Genomic DNA, 12,659 nt, shown 5'->3' with positions numbered 1-12,659 from the left:
ATCTTCACCCTTCAGCCTTCTAACTTCTTTTTCTAAGTAATCAAGCCTTTTATGAACCCTGTAAAATATCGGAAGATATGCAATCATAACAATAAGTAGCCAACCCATAAAAAAGTAACCCCATTTATAAATTATTTTTTGATTTTTTCATCTTTTCTAATCAGCCTTTTTAAGGAAGAGTGATTTTCAAAATATCTTAATCTTTAGCATTCGACCTTTCCTCCACCACTTTTTAACAACACCGCTCCCATTAGCACAAAGAGTGATTATTGTTATTGGACAATCATTTAATAAGTATTAAATGGATTAGTGTTTAGTTTTTGCAAAATAGTTATACAAACTAACTAATCCTAAGACAATTAGAACCGTCATAGCGACACCATAATAAATCGACTTAAACGTGTAGCTAAGCGAATTCATACTACTGACCATCGCAGAACCTAAAACAAAAAATAATACCACTACCAGCAGCAATCGATCTTTCATATATTTCTATCCTCCATAAAAACCGAGATTTGACCATTCCCATTAAACCGAGCTGTCTGTTTCATTTCCATGGTTCATATGATAAAGCGCACTTTGGGCATAAATTTCCTCTGAAAAACTACCATTTTTAACTCCATCATCTTCATCTCCATTAATACTATTCTTTTTAGCAATAAAATCAATGATCGCTCCGAACGAGAGAAGACATAATATTCCAATCAACCAGACAATAGTTTTCCCCCTAGCTATACACAAACTCTTCTCGATAAACAGTTTACCATTTATAACCAAAGCATACCAACTAGCTTCTTAGAACCATAGGGACAGATACCTTGTTGCCCCCTTCCCACAAAAAAAGACAAGCCCTATAAGGACTTGTCCTCTCCATCTTACTTCCTCTGAATCCCAATCGTTCTACCAGCTTGCTTCGGTCGTTCAAGCTGTTCATCATTTTCTAACATAACGGCTAACTTATCCGCTACCTCACCTGGGAATGCGGCACCTCGGCCTTCTTTTCGATCAATGCCCATCAGCATTTCCTCTAAGGTTGCGACAGCTTCGCCTTGTTCATTCACCATCGTTAAGAACAAATGAACGCGCTTCGCGTCTACATCAAGGATCTGTCCTTTAATTGTAAAAGTGTCCCCTTCATGCAACTCTTGCAGGTAGCAAATGTGCGTCTCAAGAGTATAGACGGTATAGTCATACACCTCACGAGTACGCTCATCGAGACCAATATGGTCAATAAAAGCGTCCGTTGCTTGGCTGAACGCTTTATTGTACTCCGCGTCATTCATATGACCGTTATAATCAACCCATTCACGGAGTACGGTGCCCTTATAAGAAAAGGATTGTTCCATTTTAGACTCTCCTTTACACATGAGTTTTCGTCGTTTCTTGTGGCCAGTATTCCTGCACAAGGTCGTACAACTTAATTAAAAATTCGTTGCGGTTCTGGTCAAGTTCTGCCATCGTCATGCCGCTTGATTGTTCCTCGCAACCAGAAACGACTTTTTCATACAGTTCATCTGTAAGTTCTGGTGCTTCTAGCTTCGTCCATGGCTTTTTAAGTGCTGGGCCGAACTGCTTCAGCATGTGGCGCATTCCGCCTTCGCCTCCAGCTAAGTGGAACGTTAAGAAAGGTCCGTACTGCGCGTAGCGAAGACCTGCTCCGTGTGTGAACGCTTTGTCTACTTCTTCTGTTGTGGCAATGCCTTCATTGACAATATGAAGAGACTCGCGCCAGATCGCTTCTAGTAAACGGTCTGCAATGTGGCCTTCAATTTCATGGCGAACAATCAGTACGCTCATGTTAATGCCTTCATAGAATGCTTTCGCTTTTGCAACGAATGCCTTCGTCGTCTTCTTCCCTGGCACAACTTCAACAAGTGGCAAGATATAAACCGGATGGAACGGGTGAGCAACAACAACACGCTCCGGGTGCTCTAAGTTCGCCTGAAGTTCTGATGGCATAATCCCAGACGTACTAGATCCGATTAAGGCATCAGATTTCGCATATTTATCGATATTTTGTAGAACCGTTTGCTTCAATTCCTCGATTTCAGGTACGTTTTCTTGAATGAAGTCCGCATCTTTCACCGCTTCAGCAAGATCTGCTTCAAACGTTAGACGGTCCTTCGAAGCTCCTTCGGCTAAGCCTAGCGCTTCAACATGAGGCCAAGCATGGTCAACCGCACGGCGCATGCGCTCTTCTGCTCCTTCTGCTGGGTCTGTTGCAACAACGTCATACCCTTGAGCGAGCATGCGTGCAATCCATCCGTTTCCGATAACTCCTGTTCCGACTACTGCAATTTTTGTCATAATTACTTCCCTCCATGTGGATTTCGTAGATTAAGATATTGGCGTGCTTCTTGTGGTGTCATTGGCTCTAAATCTAGTCCACCAAGCATGTTCACAGCTTTCTCAACAAGCTGTTCGTTCGTTGCTGGTACACCTTTTGACAGATAAATGTTGTCCTCTAGTCCAACGCGGATGTTTCCACCTAGCTGAGCTGTTTGAGAAGCGATTGGCATTTGCATACGTCCAATTCCAAATGCCGACCAGTGCGCATTGTCCGGAATGCGATTCTTCATATAAAGCATTGTCTCAGCATCCGCTGCAGCGCCCCAAGGAATGCCTAAGCAGAATTGATACATCGGATCGCCGTCGATAAGCCCTTCTTTCACCAACTGATTGGCAAAACGGATATGGCCGGTATCGAAGCACTCAAGCTCTGGCTTTACTCCACTCTCTTGAATCATCTTCGCCTGATCGCGCAGCCAATCGGTCGGGCTCATGTAGATCATGTTGCCGAAGTTCGTGCTTCCGCAATCCAGTGTACACATTTCAGGAAGCAATTCGCCTACCGGTTCATGACGCTCCGCTGGCGTTTGAATATCCGTGCCATTACCACCAGCAGCTGGCGTTTGTAAGCTCGGGATAAAATCTCCCCCGCCGCCTGATGTGATATTAATGATGACATCTGTTTCAGACTCACGAATGCGGTCAACAATTTCACGGTAGTGCTCCACATCGTGGCTGATGCCTCCTGTTTTCGGATCACGAGCGTGAACGTGGGCAACCGTCGCCCCGGCCTTTGCTGACTCAATAGCTGACTCTGCGATTTCCTTTGGTGTTACAGGAACGTTAGGGTTTTTCTTTATCGTGTCTCCCGCACCTGTTACAGCGGAAGTTAATAGTACTTTATTGTTCATTCAAAAGTTCCTCCTCTTGAATTCGTTTTTTGTTTTGTTGTGATCAACTAGCCAAAACTATACCATCTGGACTGTTTAGTTTCAAACCGTTTTTCAATAAAAATACTCCTCACACATCCCAAAAACGTCTTCAATTCAGCATTTAAAAGGAATTAAAATTTTTATGTTATACAAAACAAACTGTACAATCAGTCTAATGCATATAAATTTTACGAAAATCAGTTGGAATTTCACTTGAGTATGTCTTTATCTCGTATAATCTCTTAAATGCTTTTATTTCCTACCCAATCCTCTTTTTGAAAGGTGAACCGTCTGGATAGTACAGTTTTCAATGGCAAACAAACGAATACGTATCAGAAGAAATTTAAGGAGGAATTTTTGTGACGAATAGATTAATGGATTGGAAAACCTTCTGGGGTGCCTTATCATTACTGATATTTGTATCGGTACCTCTAATGGTCTTTCCGAAGCAAGGGAAGAAACTTGTGCTAGCGGCAAATGATGTCGTAACACAAAACTTAGGATTCCTATTCTTAACGGTAGGATTACTGATGCTTATGTTCTTACTCTTTGTAGGAGTCAGTCGTTATGGAGATATCAAACTTGGCGATGTAGATACGAAGCCTGAGTTTAGAACAAGCTCCTGGGCAGCGATGCTCTTCACAAGTGGAATTGGTACAGGAATTCTGTATTGGGGCGTTATTGAGTGGGCCTATTATTACCAAGGACCTCCATTTGGTCTTGAGCCTGGCTCAAAAGAAGCGATTCAGTGGGCGTCTACGTATGGATTCTTCCACTGGGGACCGATTGCCTGGGCGATGTTCGCCATACCAGCCCTGCCAATCGGCTATATGTTCTTTGTACGGAAAACCAATGTATTCAAAATCAGTGAAGCTTGTCGCCCTGCATTAGGGAAACACACGGACGGATTTCTAGGGAGACTCGTTGACATCCTATTTATGTTCGGTCTACTAGGCGGAGGCGGTACAGGTCTTGCCTTATCTGCGCCGATCATTTCAGAAGGATTGAATCACCTAGCTGGACTTCCGAACAATATCATGACGAAATCGATTATCTTATTTGGTTGTACGTTAATCTTTGGACTAAGCGCTTATTCCGGACTGCAAAAAGGGATTCGCGTACTAAGTGACATTAATTTATGGTTAGCATTTGCTCTATTAATCTTTATCTTCAGCGTTGGACCGACAACGTTTATGACAGAAACGACGGTCACATCCCTTGGGCGCATGATGGACAACTTCTTCAGCATGAGTACATGGGCAGAACCATTTAATGACTTAGGATTATTCGAACGCTCCGGATTCCCTGAAGGCTGGACGGTCTTCTACTGGGCATGGTGGATTGTATACGCACCATTCGTTGGCTTATTCATCGCCCGCATTTCAAAAGGACGTACCATTCGCCAGGTTGTATTCGGTACGGTCCTATTCGGTAGCCTTGGAACAGTTCTGTTCTTCGGTATTCTAGGAAACTACTCCATGTACCTTGAGTTAAGCGGACAGTATCCGGTTATTGAAACGTTAAACAACCAGGGAGCACCAGCTGCCATCATCGGAACGCTCACACAGTTGCCGTTATCTACATTTGCAATTATTGTCTTTGTCGTGCTAGCGATTATCTTCCTATCCACGACGTACGACTCCGGTTCTTACGTCATCGCATCAGTTGTACAGAAGCACGTTGAAGACGAACCGCTTCGCTGGAATCGTCTATTCTGGGCCCTTGCCCTTTCTGTTCTTCCTATGATCTTCATGTACTTAGGCGGACTGAAGACGCTCCAAACGATTAGCATTATCGGCGGCTTCCCACTGCTTGTTATCCTGCCGATCTTAGGATGGTCGTTTATTAAGATGGCTAATGAAGATAAAGAAAAAAGACTCAAGAAGAAGCAAGACGAAGCTGCATAAAAAGGAGATTTCACACCATGACAACACGCTATGAAAAAGGATTAAAAGCACTAAACTCATACACCGATCAGGAAAAAGGGACAAGCCACTTTGACTTAATGAAAGACTTAGACTCCATTGCTCCTGATATCGGTAAATATATTGTAGAATTCGCCTACGGTGACATTTACAACCGTAGCCACCTGGATCAGAAACAACGTGCATTAACAGTACTCTCAAGCCTTATTACACAAGGGGAAGGAAGCTTGCCGCAACTCGAACTGCACATTAACACGGCGTTAAATGCAGGATTATCAGAAGAAGAGATTGTTGAAGCGATGATCCAGCTCATCCCTTACCTCGGCTTTCCTTCTGTTATTAATGCGGTTAAACAAGCGAAGCGTGTATTTTCAGAACGTACGGAAGAAAAAGCGATGGCCTAAAACTTAAAAAAAGTCACCAGCTCTATGTTGAGCTGGTGACTTTTTTATAGTTTATTTTTTATATGTCTGGTTCTTCAACCGCTCAAGTACCCTTCCCCTGAGCTCAGGATCAAGTGGCGCTAATCCAAAGATCTCAGAAAGCCACAGGCCATCGATGGCAAGACGGGTGATCGTTGCATCGACTTCATCCAGCCCATCATGTTCCATGTGCTCCTGCCAGTTTTCGTATGTATCTTGAAGTGGCTTCATGAGCTCAGGATTAATCCCTTGTGCGGCTAGCATGCCGGCACTAATGGTACGGTTCTCTTCACTCTTATCGCGCATTACTTCGATAAAAGCACGCGCCCATTTCCCTGCTTCTTCTGGATCGTTTTCAACAAGTCCTTCGACATTCTCACGATAAAGGTCATTCATATGTTGAACAAGTCCCTTCACCAGGGTCTCTTTCGTCGAAAAGTGATAAAGCAATCCGCCTTTACTCACTTCCGCTTTCTTCGCTGCGGCATCCAACGTCAAAGCATCACTACCCTGCTCCTTCACAATCAGCGCAGCCGCTTCTAAAATCTTATCCCGCTTTGACTCTCTTGGCATTTTCTTCCCTCATTTGTTTTAGTGCTTTGGTTTTGTTTGTTTTTATAGTATCAGTCGTTGACTGGGATTTCAATTTTGTGCCGAAACTTGCCGTTGGAAGCTCACTAATAAAGAAGAGACCGGTTCCCCCAGCCTCTTCCTCATCATTTTAATTTAATTTGCACCGGCTGACTCTCCTGAGTCCGAACGGTTTTCCGATCATTCTTATCCAAAGCAGTCCTTTTCATTGAGCTTGTTACCTCGTGGATCATATCCCCCACATCATGAGCGGACTCGATTAAAGGATCAACGGCTTCCATTTTTCCTTTTACATCAACCGAGATTTGGTTGGCTTCATTTAGCAGTTCTTCTGCCTCCTCTGTAATCCCATTTACGGATTTTCGCACGTCAGACAGCGTCTCCTCTGTTTCTGCAAGTGTTGTCATCACTTTTCGTAATGTCAAAACCAAATAAACGACGAGAACAACAAACGCAATGGCTCCAATTGCAATACTCCACTCAAGCATTCAGACCACCTCCCTCCTCTTATCTAAGTCTATGAGAGGGAGGGGGCGGACATTCCTTCGTTAATAGATCTGTGGAAGTATGGGAGGTTTCTAATGCCTTCTTATTCATTTTTAGCAAAAGACACCCCCTACACTTTCCGATAAAATGCTGCGATCCAGTGAATATGTCCTTGTAGTTCCATCCAATCCCCCTAAATGTTAGAAGGTTTTTTGTAGTGAACATCTGCCTGTTGATGGTACCAATTATTCCAAAACAAGATTGAACCTACAATAGACTCTTTCTATATTATGTAAATCTAGTATCATTTGATACACTATTGTAAGTTATTGTATTTCATAGACAATGAAGAGAGGTGCACTGGCTTGCTTTCAGTCACAATCCATGAAGCAGGATATAACAAAAACAACTTATATGTCAGAGATGTTCGATTTGAAGTAAACCAAGGAGAGATTGTGGGGCTAACGGGACCTAATGGCGCAGGTAAGAGTACGTCAATTAAAACGATTTTAGGCGTAATGGATGAGTTTAAGGGTGAAGTCACCTATCCTGATGGCTATAAAATCTCATACATCCCAGAGGAACCGATTCTTTATGAAAATTTGACGCTGTGGGAACATTTGGAGTTTGCGGCAGCTTCTCACCACTTGCCTGAATCCGTTTGGAAAGAGAATGCTAATAGATTGCTAGAAACATTCCAATTACGTTCGTATATAAACCAATTACCTATCCATTTCTCAAAAGGAATGAAGCAAAAGACGTTAATCGTTTTAGGTGCCATGGTGAAACCAGATATCTACATCATCGATGAGCCGTTTATTGGATTAGACCCGATTGCAACGAAGAATTTGATTTCCTTGCTGATCTCAGAGAGAGAAGATGGCGCCGCTATCCTTATGTCTACGCACGTTTTAGACAGTGCTGAGAAACTATGCGATCGATTTATTCTTATGGCTCAAGGGACAGTTATTACGCAGGGAGATATGAAGACAATCACTTCGTACGCCAACAAACCAGAAGGTACATCTTTACTCGATTGTTTTTATGAAATACTGGAGAGTTCTCATGATTAAAGCGAGAAGCTTATTTTTATCCAGATTACGGTTACACTACAAGCATTTGTGGGAAACGATTCGATCTGTGGTGGATTGGGTAGTCGTGTTGTACATACTTGCACCAGCCCTTGCAATCTTCGTCGCCTACTATAGGTCTTTATGGAGTGAATCCCCTGAGTATTTAGCACAGCTGCCAATTGAAGTCGTTCTGTTGATTGTTTTTCTCTCTTCTTTTTTATATGACCTTAAATCATTTATACATAATGGAGATCAACTATACTTAGTTCAAAACAAGTCCGTTTTGAAAAGAGGTACGATTCTCGGCCTATTCTACACGACTTTTCTAGTGACGCTATTCACCATAGTTATGATGGTGATTTTTCTACCTGTGTTTAAAATGGGCCATGGCTTTTCTACAGTGGAAATAACCGGTTTAGGAGGATATGTACTAGTCTGGAATATGGTCTTTGTCATGGTTAGAAAAGTGCTGAAGATCAATGGGATGTCACTTGTTTATTTACTCCTATCGTACAGCCTTCTATTGCTCAGTTACCTATCTTTATGGAAGATCTATTTGAACTTACGTTTAGAAGGAATGCTTCTAGTTCTACTCTTCTTAGCCATTCTTCTGTTTGTTCTTACCTACAAACAGGCGATCTTTAGAGGGCGTAAATTCTTTTCTTTAGTAGCTTACGATGTAGAAGCGAACCACAAATGGACCAAGCTTCTATTGTGGCAAAACGGCCATGCAAAACTTGTTACGTTTAAGCCAACTAAGAAGTATGTGCCTTTCAAAAAGCCACTGTTTAAAAACCGTTCCCCGCACAATGTATTAACAGAAACTTTTATCAAATCGGTGCTCCGAGACGGAGGCATGGTTCTGACATTGATCCAGTTATGCGTCTTGCTAACTGTTTTCCTTGTGATTGTAGACAGTGTGTGGATCGGCCTATTCCTTTGGGTATTCTCATTGTTTGCTTTTGTTAGCATTGCGAAGAGTTTATGGATGTATTTCCAAAGCAGTTCTTATTTTAAAATGTATAGTTGGAGAGAGAAGGACCTGACTTTATCCTCGAAGAAAAGCATTCTTTTTATAAGTGTGCCTTTCATGACGGTTATAACGATTGTTTTAACATTTGTGTACTTATCACCGGTGTGGTTGATTGTCACTTTGGGAGGTTTGGTTGCTTTCGGCTATATCTACCAGTGAGAGAATTAAAAATTTGAGCTAATATACGCACCCGTATTGTACTTTGCTTCTCAATGTAAACTTGGAATAAAGCTTATAGGGTAAACGTTAAATGGTTTACATTTCCTTCAAATTATATTTCTGTTAAACTTAAGCTTCTTCAGCGTTAATTAGTATATAAAAGGGGAGATGAAGATAAATATGGTGATTAAGAAGATTTGGCTAATTGTTTCTCTATCGATTACAGTTGTACTTATGGGAGCTTGTGCTCAAAGTGAAGCAAAAAACTCCAGTGAAGAAAAGGTTTATAAAAGTATACCAAATGATAAGAACAGCAATAAGAATACTAGCGAAAAGACTTACAAAGGGGAAACTATAAAACAAGGCGATCTAAAACTCACATTACATAGCGTCAGAGAAACCACTAAAGGTGCAATGGAGCCTGAAAACGATAAATTTATTATTGCAGATATTACCATTGAAAACACTGGCGATAAAGAAAAGCATGTTTCCGTGTTAATGAATTTCGATATGTATAATAACGAAGGGGATAAACAAGAACATACTGTTTTTCCTCAGACTAAAGGAGAGGCTGAAGGTGAATTACCTCCAGGAGGTTCACTAAACGGTGAGATTGCTTTTGATGTAGAGGAAGCGGATGGTTATGAGCTAATGTTCAAATTATTAGAACATCCTAGATGGATTAGTTGGGAAATCAATGAAAGTGACTTATAGATGAAGGAAACATGTAGAAGGTTTGGGACCGAAATACTCGATGAGACAACGGCCCCGTCCCCTTGTTCCACACTAATAATAGACCAAATCGCTATGATTTGGTCTCTCTTTAACTATGTGAATAGAATTTTTTCTCTAAATAGGACCATCAGTATCGTTCCCGTGCTTCATCTGATGTAATGAGCTTTCTACATAAACTTGTTCGGAGTACGAGGCGTTTTTGATGCCATCATCTGATCCTACATTCAAGCTTCTCTTCTTGGCAATATAATCAACCAGTGCCCCGAAACCGAGAAGGCTGAGGATAATGATTAACCAAACCATGTGGGTACCCCCTTTATTTCCACAATTACATCTCTCACATAATATTCTAACAATAATTTCCTATTCGCACAAATCTTCTCTAAGGATAGGGAGTTGCAAGTTTTTATTACTTGGTTAAAAGGGCATACCTCTCCCCCTCCGATTATGTCATTTACGCAAAATCTTCTCCATCGCTTTTCCCTTCGCTAACTCATCAATCAGCTTATCCAAATAGCGAATTTCCTGCATCAGTGGTTCTTCAATCTCTTCTACCCGCACACCACAGATCACCCCTTTAATCATGGCACGTGAAGGATTGAGTTGAGGTGCTTCTTCAAAAAAGGTTTCAATATCAGTTTGCTTTTCCAGCTGTGCTTCTAAGTCTTCCTGAGCGTACCCCGTTAGCCAACGAATGATTTCATCGACTTCTGTTTTAGTCCGTCCTTTTCTCTCTGCTTTCTTAATATAATGGGGGTATACGCTACTGAAGCTCATTGTATAGATCTTGTGTTTTGGCATGATTTATTCTTCCTCTCTTATGTTGTTAGTGGTTATACATCCTTACACTTGCCACTCATAGGTAAAGAAGCTTATACGTTTATTCAAAATTGCAAACTTGCAGCCGGTTACCGTAGATCTCTCTACGTCCTTAACCTTCAGACAGATCGTATCAATCCGTTCAATCATACTATCCCCCCCGAGATTACATAACTATATTCATAACATCCTCACTACTTTTTATTATTCTCTATAAATACAAGCATACCTTCATACTTTCGCATGCTTAACCAGTTGCTGACTAAACTAGCTTTATAGCTAAAGGTTCTCCCACTCGAATAGAGGAGGATCGTCTTAAGGCAGGGTGAAGCCTGACCTTATCCTTTTCAAATAACAGAACGACCGTTGAGCCAAAGGAGAAATAGCCGACCTCTTCCCCTCTCTTAACGTGAGAAGAAGGATGTGTCAGTTCAATGGTGTTCACCCACATCGCTCCCACTTTCACGATTGCAAGTCGTGTTCCGTCTTCTTGTTGTAGTTCAGAAACAATTCTGTAGTTCGTCGAAAGGGGCGATTTCCCTAATGTGAGTCCTACTTTGTTCACAGGAGTAGAATTCCCACCAAGTTCGTATTGTTTCGTAACTACGCCTTCAGCGGGAGAATGAATGCGATGATAATCAGCCGGGCTAAGGTACAGGACAACAAATAGCCCATCCTTGTACCGTTCGTTCATTTCCTCATCCTTTAATAAATTTTCTATAGAATAGGTAACGCCTTTCACCTCAATTAAGGAACTCTTTACCCCTCCGAATTGCTCCACCTTGGCATCTACCGGGCTAATAAATTCATTCTCACTCCCCTCAATAGGCCTAACACCTGCTCTTAGTTCCCTGGTAAAGAAATCTTCTAATGAAGTAAACTCTTTACGGCTCTTCTCTATTTCTTCTTCATTGATCTTAAACCATTTTGCATATAAAGGAATCAAACTCTTACTTATGGAAGCCTGACTCATATTCTGAAGAAAGCTACCAATCACTTTATTATTGAAGAGACGAATAACTCCGCGATACACCAGTTTTCTCATGTTGGCTCCTCCTGTTAAACGATGCTTTTCTCGTTACAGACCAGATTTCCCTTATTTCCTTTCTTTTAAAAAGAGAACCAAAGACTTCGTTTATGTCTAATATTTCGCAAAAAGGATTGACTAAAAATACCAGTTACTATATTATGAAGTTAACTTCACATGAAATAAACTTCATGTGAAAGATACTTCATATTTTATTCAGGGTGATGAGTGTTTGAAAAACCATATTAGAAGTCTTAGGAAAGAAGCCAACATAACTCAACAAGAACTAGCAGATTTAGTTTCTGTTTCTTCAAGAACGATCATTTCTTTAGAAAAGGGGCGATACAATCCTTCTGTTCTTTTAGCTTATAAGATTGCCAAGATATTTAACGTGCGCATTGAGGATCTATTTACTTTTGAAGAGGATGATGACAATGAATAGTGGAGTACGAAATTTAATCGTTATGATTGCGTTAGCCACAACTGGTTTAGCGACATTTATTTACGGACTAGTCGAGGATCTTCCATTTGGAGTGGCTGGGTTAGGCGTTGCATTAGCTGGAATTTCGATAGAAGTCTACATAAGGCATATACGGGACACAAAAACAGCTACAGGGAAGAAACGTAGTGAGATTGAAAAGTACGATGAACGAAATGTACTAATCAATGCTAAGTCAGGCGAGGCCGTCAATTTAATTATGGATGCCTTTATTGTAATCGCCGCCATTCTATCTATTTACTTACAATTATCCATAATAGCCCAAACCCTACTCTTTTCCTTATTGATAATAAGAATTGCGGTCCGGCCTATTGTGAAGAGATACTATGACCTTAGAATGTAAGAAAACGTAAATGAAAGGGTGGAAAAATGAGTGGAGATCACGAACCTAAGCCAGAAGGACCGTTGAAACCTTTTTTATCTGAAATAGTGGTTACTCCTTTTAAAATTATAAAAGGAGTGCTGAAATATTTCGTAAAGCTATGGGTTAATATATGGAACTTTTAATGGGCATGAATGCTTGTCAGAGATTCTGTGTGCTAGTGTTACTTCTACCATGGTAAAAGATAACCTTAAAAATGGGTAGCTTTTTGTCCCTCTCTTCAAAAAGACAAAATCTTATGTTTTACTCCCATTCACATTGGGAAAGCAATAACTGTACACCGAATT

17 protein-coding genes are annotated in these 12,659 nt (G+C 41.2%); 7 read left to right on the top strand and 10 right to left on the bottom strand.

Annotated features, from left to right (window positions below):
• Window positions 1-528: 528 nt before the first annotated feature.
• The 4 genes from IMZ31_RS06245 to IMZ31_RS06230 all read right to left on the bottom strand — a co-directional run bounded on the left by IMZ31_RS06245 (window position 529) and on the right by IMZ31_RS06230 (window position 3,200).
• Entirely contained in the window at window positions 529-708 is a 180-nt protein-coding gene (locus IMZ31_RS06245) for a hypothetical protein (protein WP_242705655.1), read from the bottom strand.
• A 167-nt stretch (window positions 709-875) separates the two neighbouring features.
• A complete protein-coding gene (locus IMZ31_RS06240) occupies window positions 876-1,346 on the bottom strand; it encodes a thioesterase family protein (protein WP_207529700.1) in 471 nt (156 codons plus the stop codon).
• Window positions 1,347-1,359: 13 nt separating this feature from the next.
• Window positions 1,360-2,307: a 3-hydroxyacyl-CoA dehydrogenase NAD-binding domain-containing protein gene (locus IMZ31_RS06235; protein WP_207529699.1), complete on the bottom strand. Its 948-nt coding sequence runs from the start codon at window positions 2,305-2,307 to the stop codon at window positions 1,360-1,362.
• Between the two features lie 2 nt (window positions 2,308-2,309).
• Window positions 2,310-3,200: a beta-keto acid cleavage family enzyme gene (locus tag IMZ31_RS06230; RefSeq protein ID WP_207529698.1), complete on the bottom strand. Its 891-nt coding sequence runs from the start codon at window positions 3,198-3,200 to the stop codon at window positions 2,310-2,312.
• A gap of 380 nt (window positions 3,201-3,580) precedes the next feature.
• Between IMZ31_RS06230 and IMZ31_RS06225 the strand changes: the two genes are divergently transcribed.
• The gene (locus IMZ31_RS06225; RefSeq protein ID WP_207529697.1) at window positions 3,581-5,128 is read left to right on the top strand and encodes a BCCT family transporter; all 1,548 of its coding nucleotides are present in this window, start codon (window positions 3,581-3,583) and stop codon (window positions 5,126-5,128) included.
• A 17-nt stretch (window positions 5,129-5,145) separates the two neighbouring features.
• Window positions 5,146-5,550: a carboxymuconolactone decarboxylase family protein gene (locus IMZ31_RS06220; protein ID WP_207529696.1), complete on the top strand. Its 405-nt coding sequence runs from the start codon at window positions 5,146-5,148 to the stop codon at window positions 5,548-5,550.
• Window positions 5,551-5,601: 51 nt separating this feature from the next.
• On the opposite strand, the gene IMZ31_RS06215 is transcribed toward IMZ31_RS06220, so the two are convergent.
• Together IMZ31_RS06215 and IMZ31_RS06210 are read right to left on the bottom strand one after the other, a co-directional pair.
• Window positions 5,602-6,141 (bottom strand): TetR/AcrR family transcriptional regulator, encoded by a 540-nt coding sequence (locus tag IMZ31_RS06215; protein WP_207529695.1) that lies wholly within the window; start codon window positions 6,139-6,141, stop codon window positions 5,602-5,604.
• 143 nt (window positions 6,142-6,284) lie between these two features.
• A complete protein-coding gene (locus IMZ31_RS06210) occupies window positions 6,285-6,647 on the bottom strand; it encodes a DUF948 domain-containing protein (RefSeq protein WP_207529694.1) in 363 nt (120 codons plus the stop codon).
• A gap of 363 nt (window positions 6,648-7,010) precedes the next feature.
• Between IMZ31_RS06210 and IMZ31_RS06205 the strand changes: the two genes are divergently transcribed.
• The 3 genes from IMZ31_RS06205 to IMZ31_RS06195 all read left to right on the top strand — a co-directional run bounded on the left by IMZ31_RS06205 (window position 7,011) and on the right by IMZ31_RS06195 (window position 9,624).
• Window positions 7,011-7,718, top strand: coding sequence for an ABC transporter ATP-binding protein (locus IMZ31_RS06205; protein WP_207529693.1), 708 nt, complete (start codon window positions 7,011-7,013; stop codon window positions 7,716-7,718).
• Window positions 7,711-8,910, top strand: coding sequence for an ABC transporter permease (locus tag IMZ31_RS06200; RefSeq protein WP_207529692.1), 1,200 nt, complete (start codon window positions 7,711-7,713; stop codon window positions 8,908-8,910). The genes IMZ31_RS06205 and IMZ31_RS06200 overlap by 8 nt, the downstream gene beginning before the upstream one ends.
• A gap of 180 nt (window positions 8,911-9,090) precedes the next feature.
• Window positions 9,091-9,624 (top strand): DUF4352 domain-containing protein, encoded by a 534-nt coding sequence (locus IMZ31_RS06195; RefSeq protein ID WP_207529691.1) that lies wholly within the window; start codon window positions 9,091-9,093, stop codon window positions 9,622-9,624.
• Between the two features lie 135 nt (window positions 9,625-9,759).
• On the opposite strand, the gene IMZ31_RS06190 is transcribed toward IMZ31_RS06195, so the two are convergent.
• The 4 genes from IMZ31_RS06190 to IMZ31_RS06180 all read right to left on the bottom strand — a co-directional run bounded on the left by IMZ31_RS06190 (window position 9,760) and on the right by IMZ31_RS06180 (window position 11,509).
• On the bottom strand, window positions 9,760-9,948 hold the full coding sequence (locus IMZ31_RS06190; RefSeq protein WP_207529690.1) for a hypothetical protein: 189 nt from the start codon (window positions 9,946-9,948) through the stop codon (window positions 9,760-9,762).
• 147 nt (window positions 9,949-10,095) lie between these two features.
• Window positions 10,096-10,446, bottom strand: a complete 351-nt coding sequence (locus IMZ31_RS06185; RefSeq protein WP_207529689.1) for a DUF2200 domain-containing protein — start codon at window positions 10,444-10,446, stop codon at window positions 10,096-10,098.
• Window positions 10,447-10,488: 42 nt separating this feature from the next.
• On the bottom strand, window positions 10,489-10,614 hold the full coding sequence (locus tag IMZ31_RS24615) for a hypothetical protein (protein WP_256438023.1): 126 nt from the start codon (window positions 10,612-10,614) through the stop codon (window positions 10,489-10,491).
• Window positions 10,615-10,726: 112 nt separating this feature from the next.
• A complete protein-coding gene (locus IMZ31_RS06180; RefSeq protein ID WP_207529688.1) occupies window positions 10,727-11,509 on the bottom strand; it encodes a phosphatidylserine decarboxylase in 783 nt (260 codons plus the stop codon).
• A 214-nt stretch (window positions 11,510-11,723) separates the two neighbouring features.
• On the opposite strand from IMZ31_RS06180, the gene IMZ31_RS06175 reads away from it, so the two are divergent.
• Together IMZ31_RS06175 and IMZ31_RS06170 are read left to right on the top strand one after the other, a co-directional pair.
• Complete coding sequence (locus IMZ31_RS06175) at window positions 11,724-11,933, top strand: helix-turn-helix transcriptional regulator (RefSeq protein WP_036781582.1); 210 nt, start codon at window positions 11,724-11,726, stop codon at window positions 11,931-11,933.
• Window positions 11,926-12,333, top strand: coding sequence for a hypothetical protein (locus IMZ31_RS06170; protein WP_207529687.1), 408 nt, complete (start codon window positions 11,926-11,928; stop codon window positions 12,331-12,333). The genes IMZ31_RS06175 and IMZ31_RS06170 overlap by 8 nt, the downstream gene beginning before the upstream one ends.
• Window positions 12,334-12,659: the final 326 nt, after the last annotated feature.

This window comes from Pontibacillus sp. ALD_SL1, assembly GCF_017355605.1.
The sequence above is the reverse complement of the archived record's forward strand: the minus strand, read 5'-3'. Positions and strand labels throughout refer to the sequence as shown.

What these genes read in the sequence shown, in the direction of transcription:
- IMZ31_RS06240 (WP_207529700.1), bottom strand. Translation starts at nt 1,346, where the DNA reads ATGGAACAATCCTTTTCTTATAAGGGCACCGTACTCCGTGAATGGGTT.
- IMZ31_RS06235 (WP_207529699.1), bottom strand. Translation starts at nt 2,307, where the DNA reads ATGACAAAAATTGCAGTAGTCGGAACAGGAGTTATCGGAAACGGATGG.
- IMZ31_RS06230 (WP_207529698.1), bottom strand. Translation starts at nt 3,200, where the DNA reads ATGAACAATAAAGTACTATTAACTTCCGCTGTAACAGGTGCGGGAGAC.
- IMZ31_RS06220 (WP_207529696.1), top strand. Translation starts at nt 5,146, where the DNA reads ATGACAACACGCTATGAAAAAGGATTAAAAGCACTAAACTCATACACC.
- IMZ31_RS06215 (WP_207529695.1), bottom strand. Translation starts at nt 6,141, where the DNA reads ATGCCAAGAGAGTCAAAGCGGGATAAGATTTTAGAAGCGGCTGCGCTG.
- IMZ31_RS06210 (WP_207529694.1), bottom strand. Translation starts at nt 6,647, where the DNA reads ATGCTTGAGTGGAGTATTGCAATTGGAGCCATTGCGTTTGTTGTTCTC.
- IMZ31_RS06200 (WP_207529692.1), top strand. Translation starts at nt 7,711, where the DNA reads ATGATTAAAGCGAGAAGCTTATTTTTATCCAGATTACGGTTACACTAC.
- IMZ31_RS06195 (WP_207529691.1), top strand. Translation starts at nt 9,091, where the DNA reads ATGGTGATTAAGAAGATTTGGCTAATTGTTTCTCTATCGATTACAGTT.
- IMZ31_RS06190 (WP_207529690.1), bottom strand. Translation starts at nt 9,948, where the DNA reads ATGGTTTGGTTAATCATTATCCTCAGCCTTCTCGGTTTCGGGGCACTG.
- IMZ31_RS06185 (WP_207529689.1), bottom strand. Translation starts at nt 10,446, where the DNA reads ATGCCAAAACACAAGATCTATACAATGAGCTTCAGTAGCGTATACCCC.
- IMZ31_RS24615 (WP_256438023.1), bottom strand. Translation starts at nt 10,614, where the DNA reads ATGATTGAACGGATTGATACGATCTGTCTGAAGGTTAAGGACGTAGAG.
- IMZ31_RS06180 (WP_207529688.1), bottom strand. Translation starts at nt 11,509, where the DNA reads ATGAGAAAACTGGTGTATCGCGGAGTTATTCGTCTCTTCAATAATAAA.
- IMZ31_RS06170 (WP_207529687.1), top strand. Translation starts at nt 11,926, where the DNA reads ATGAATAGTGGAGTACGAAATTTAATCGTTATGATTGCGTTAGCCACA.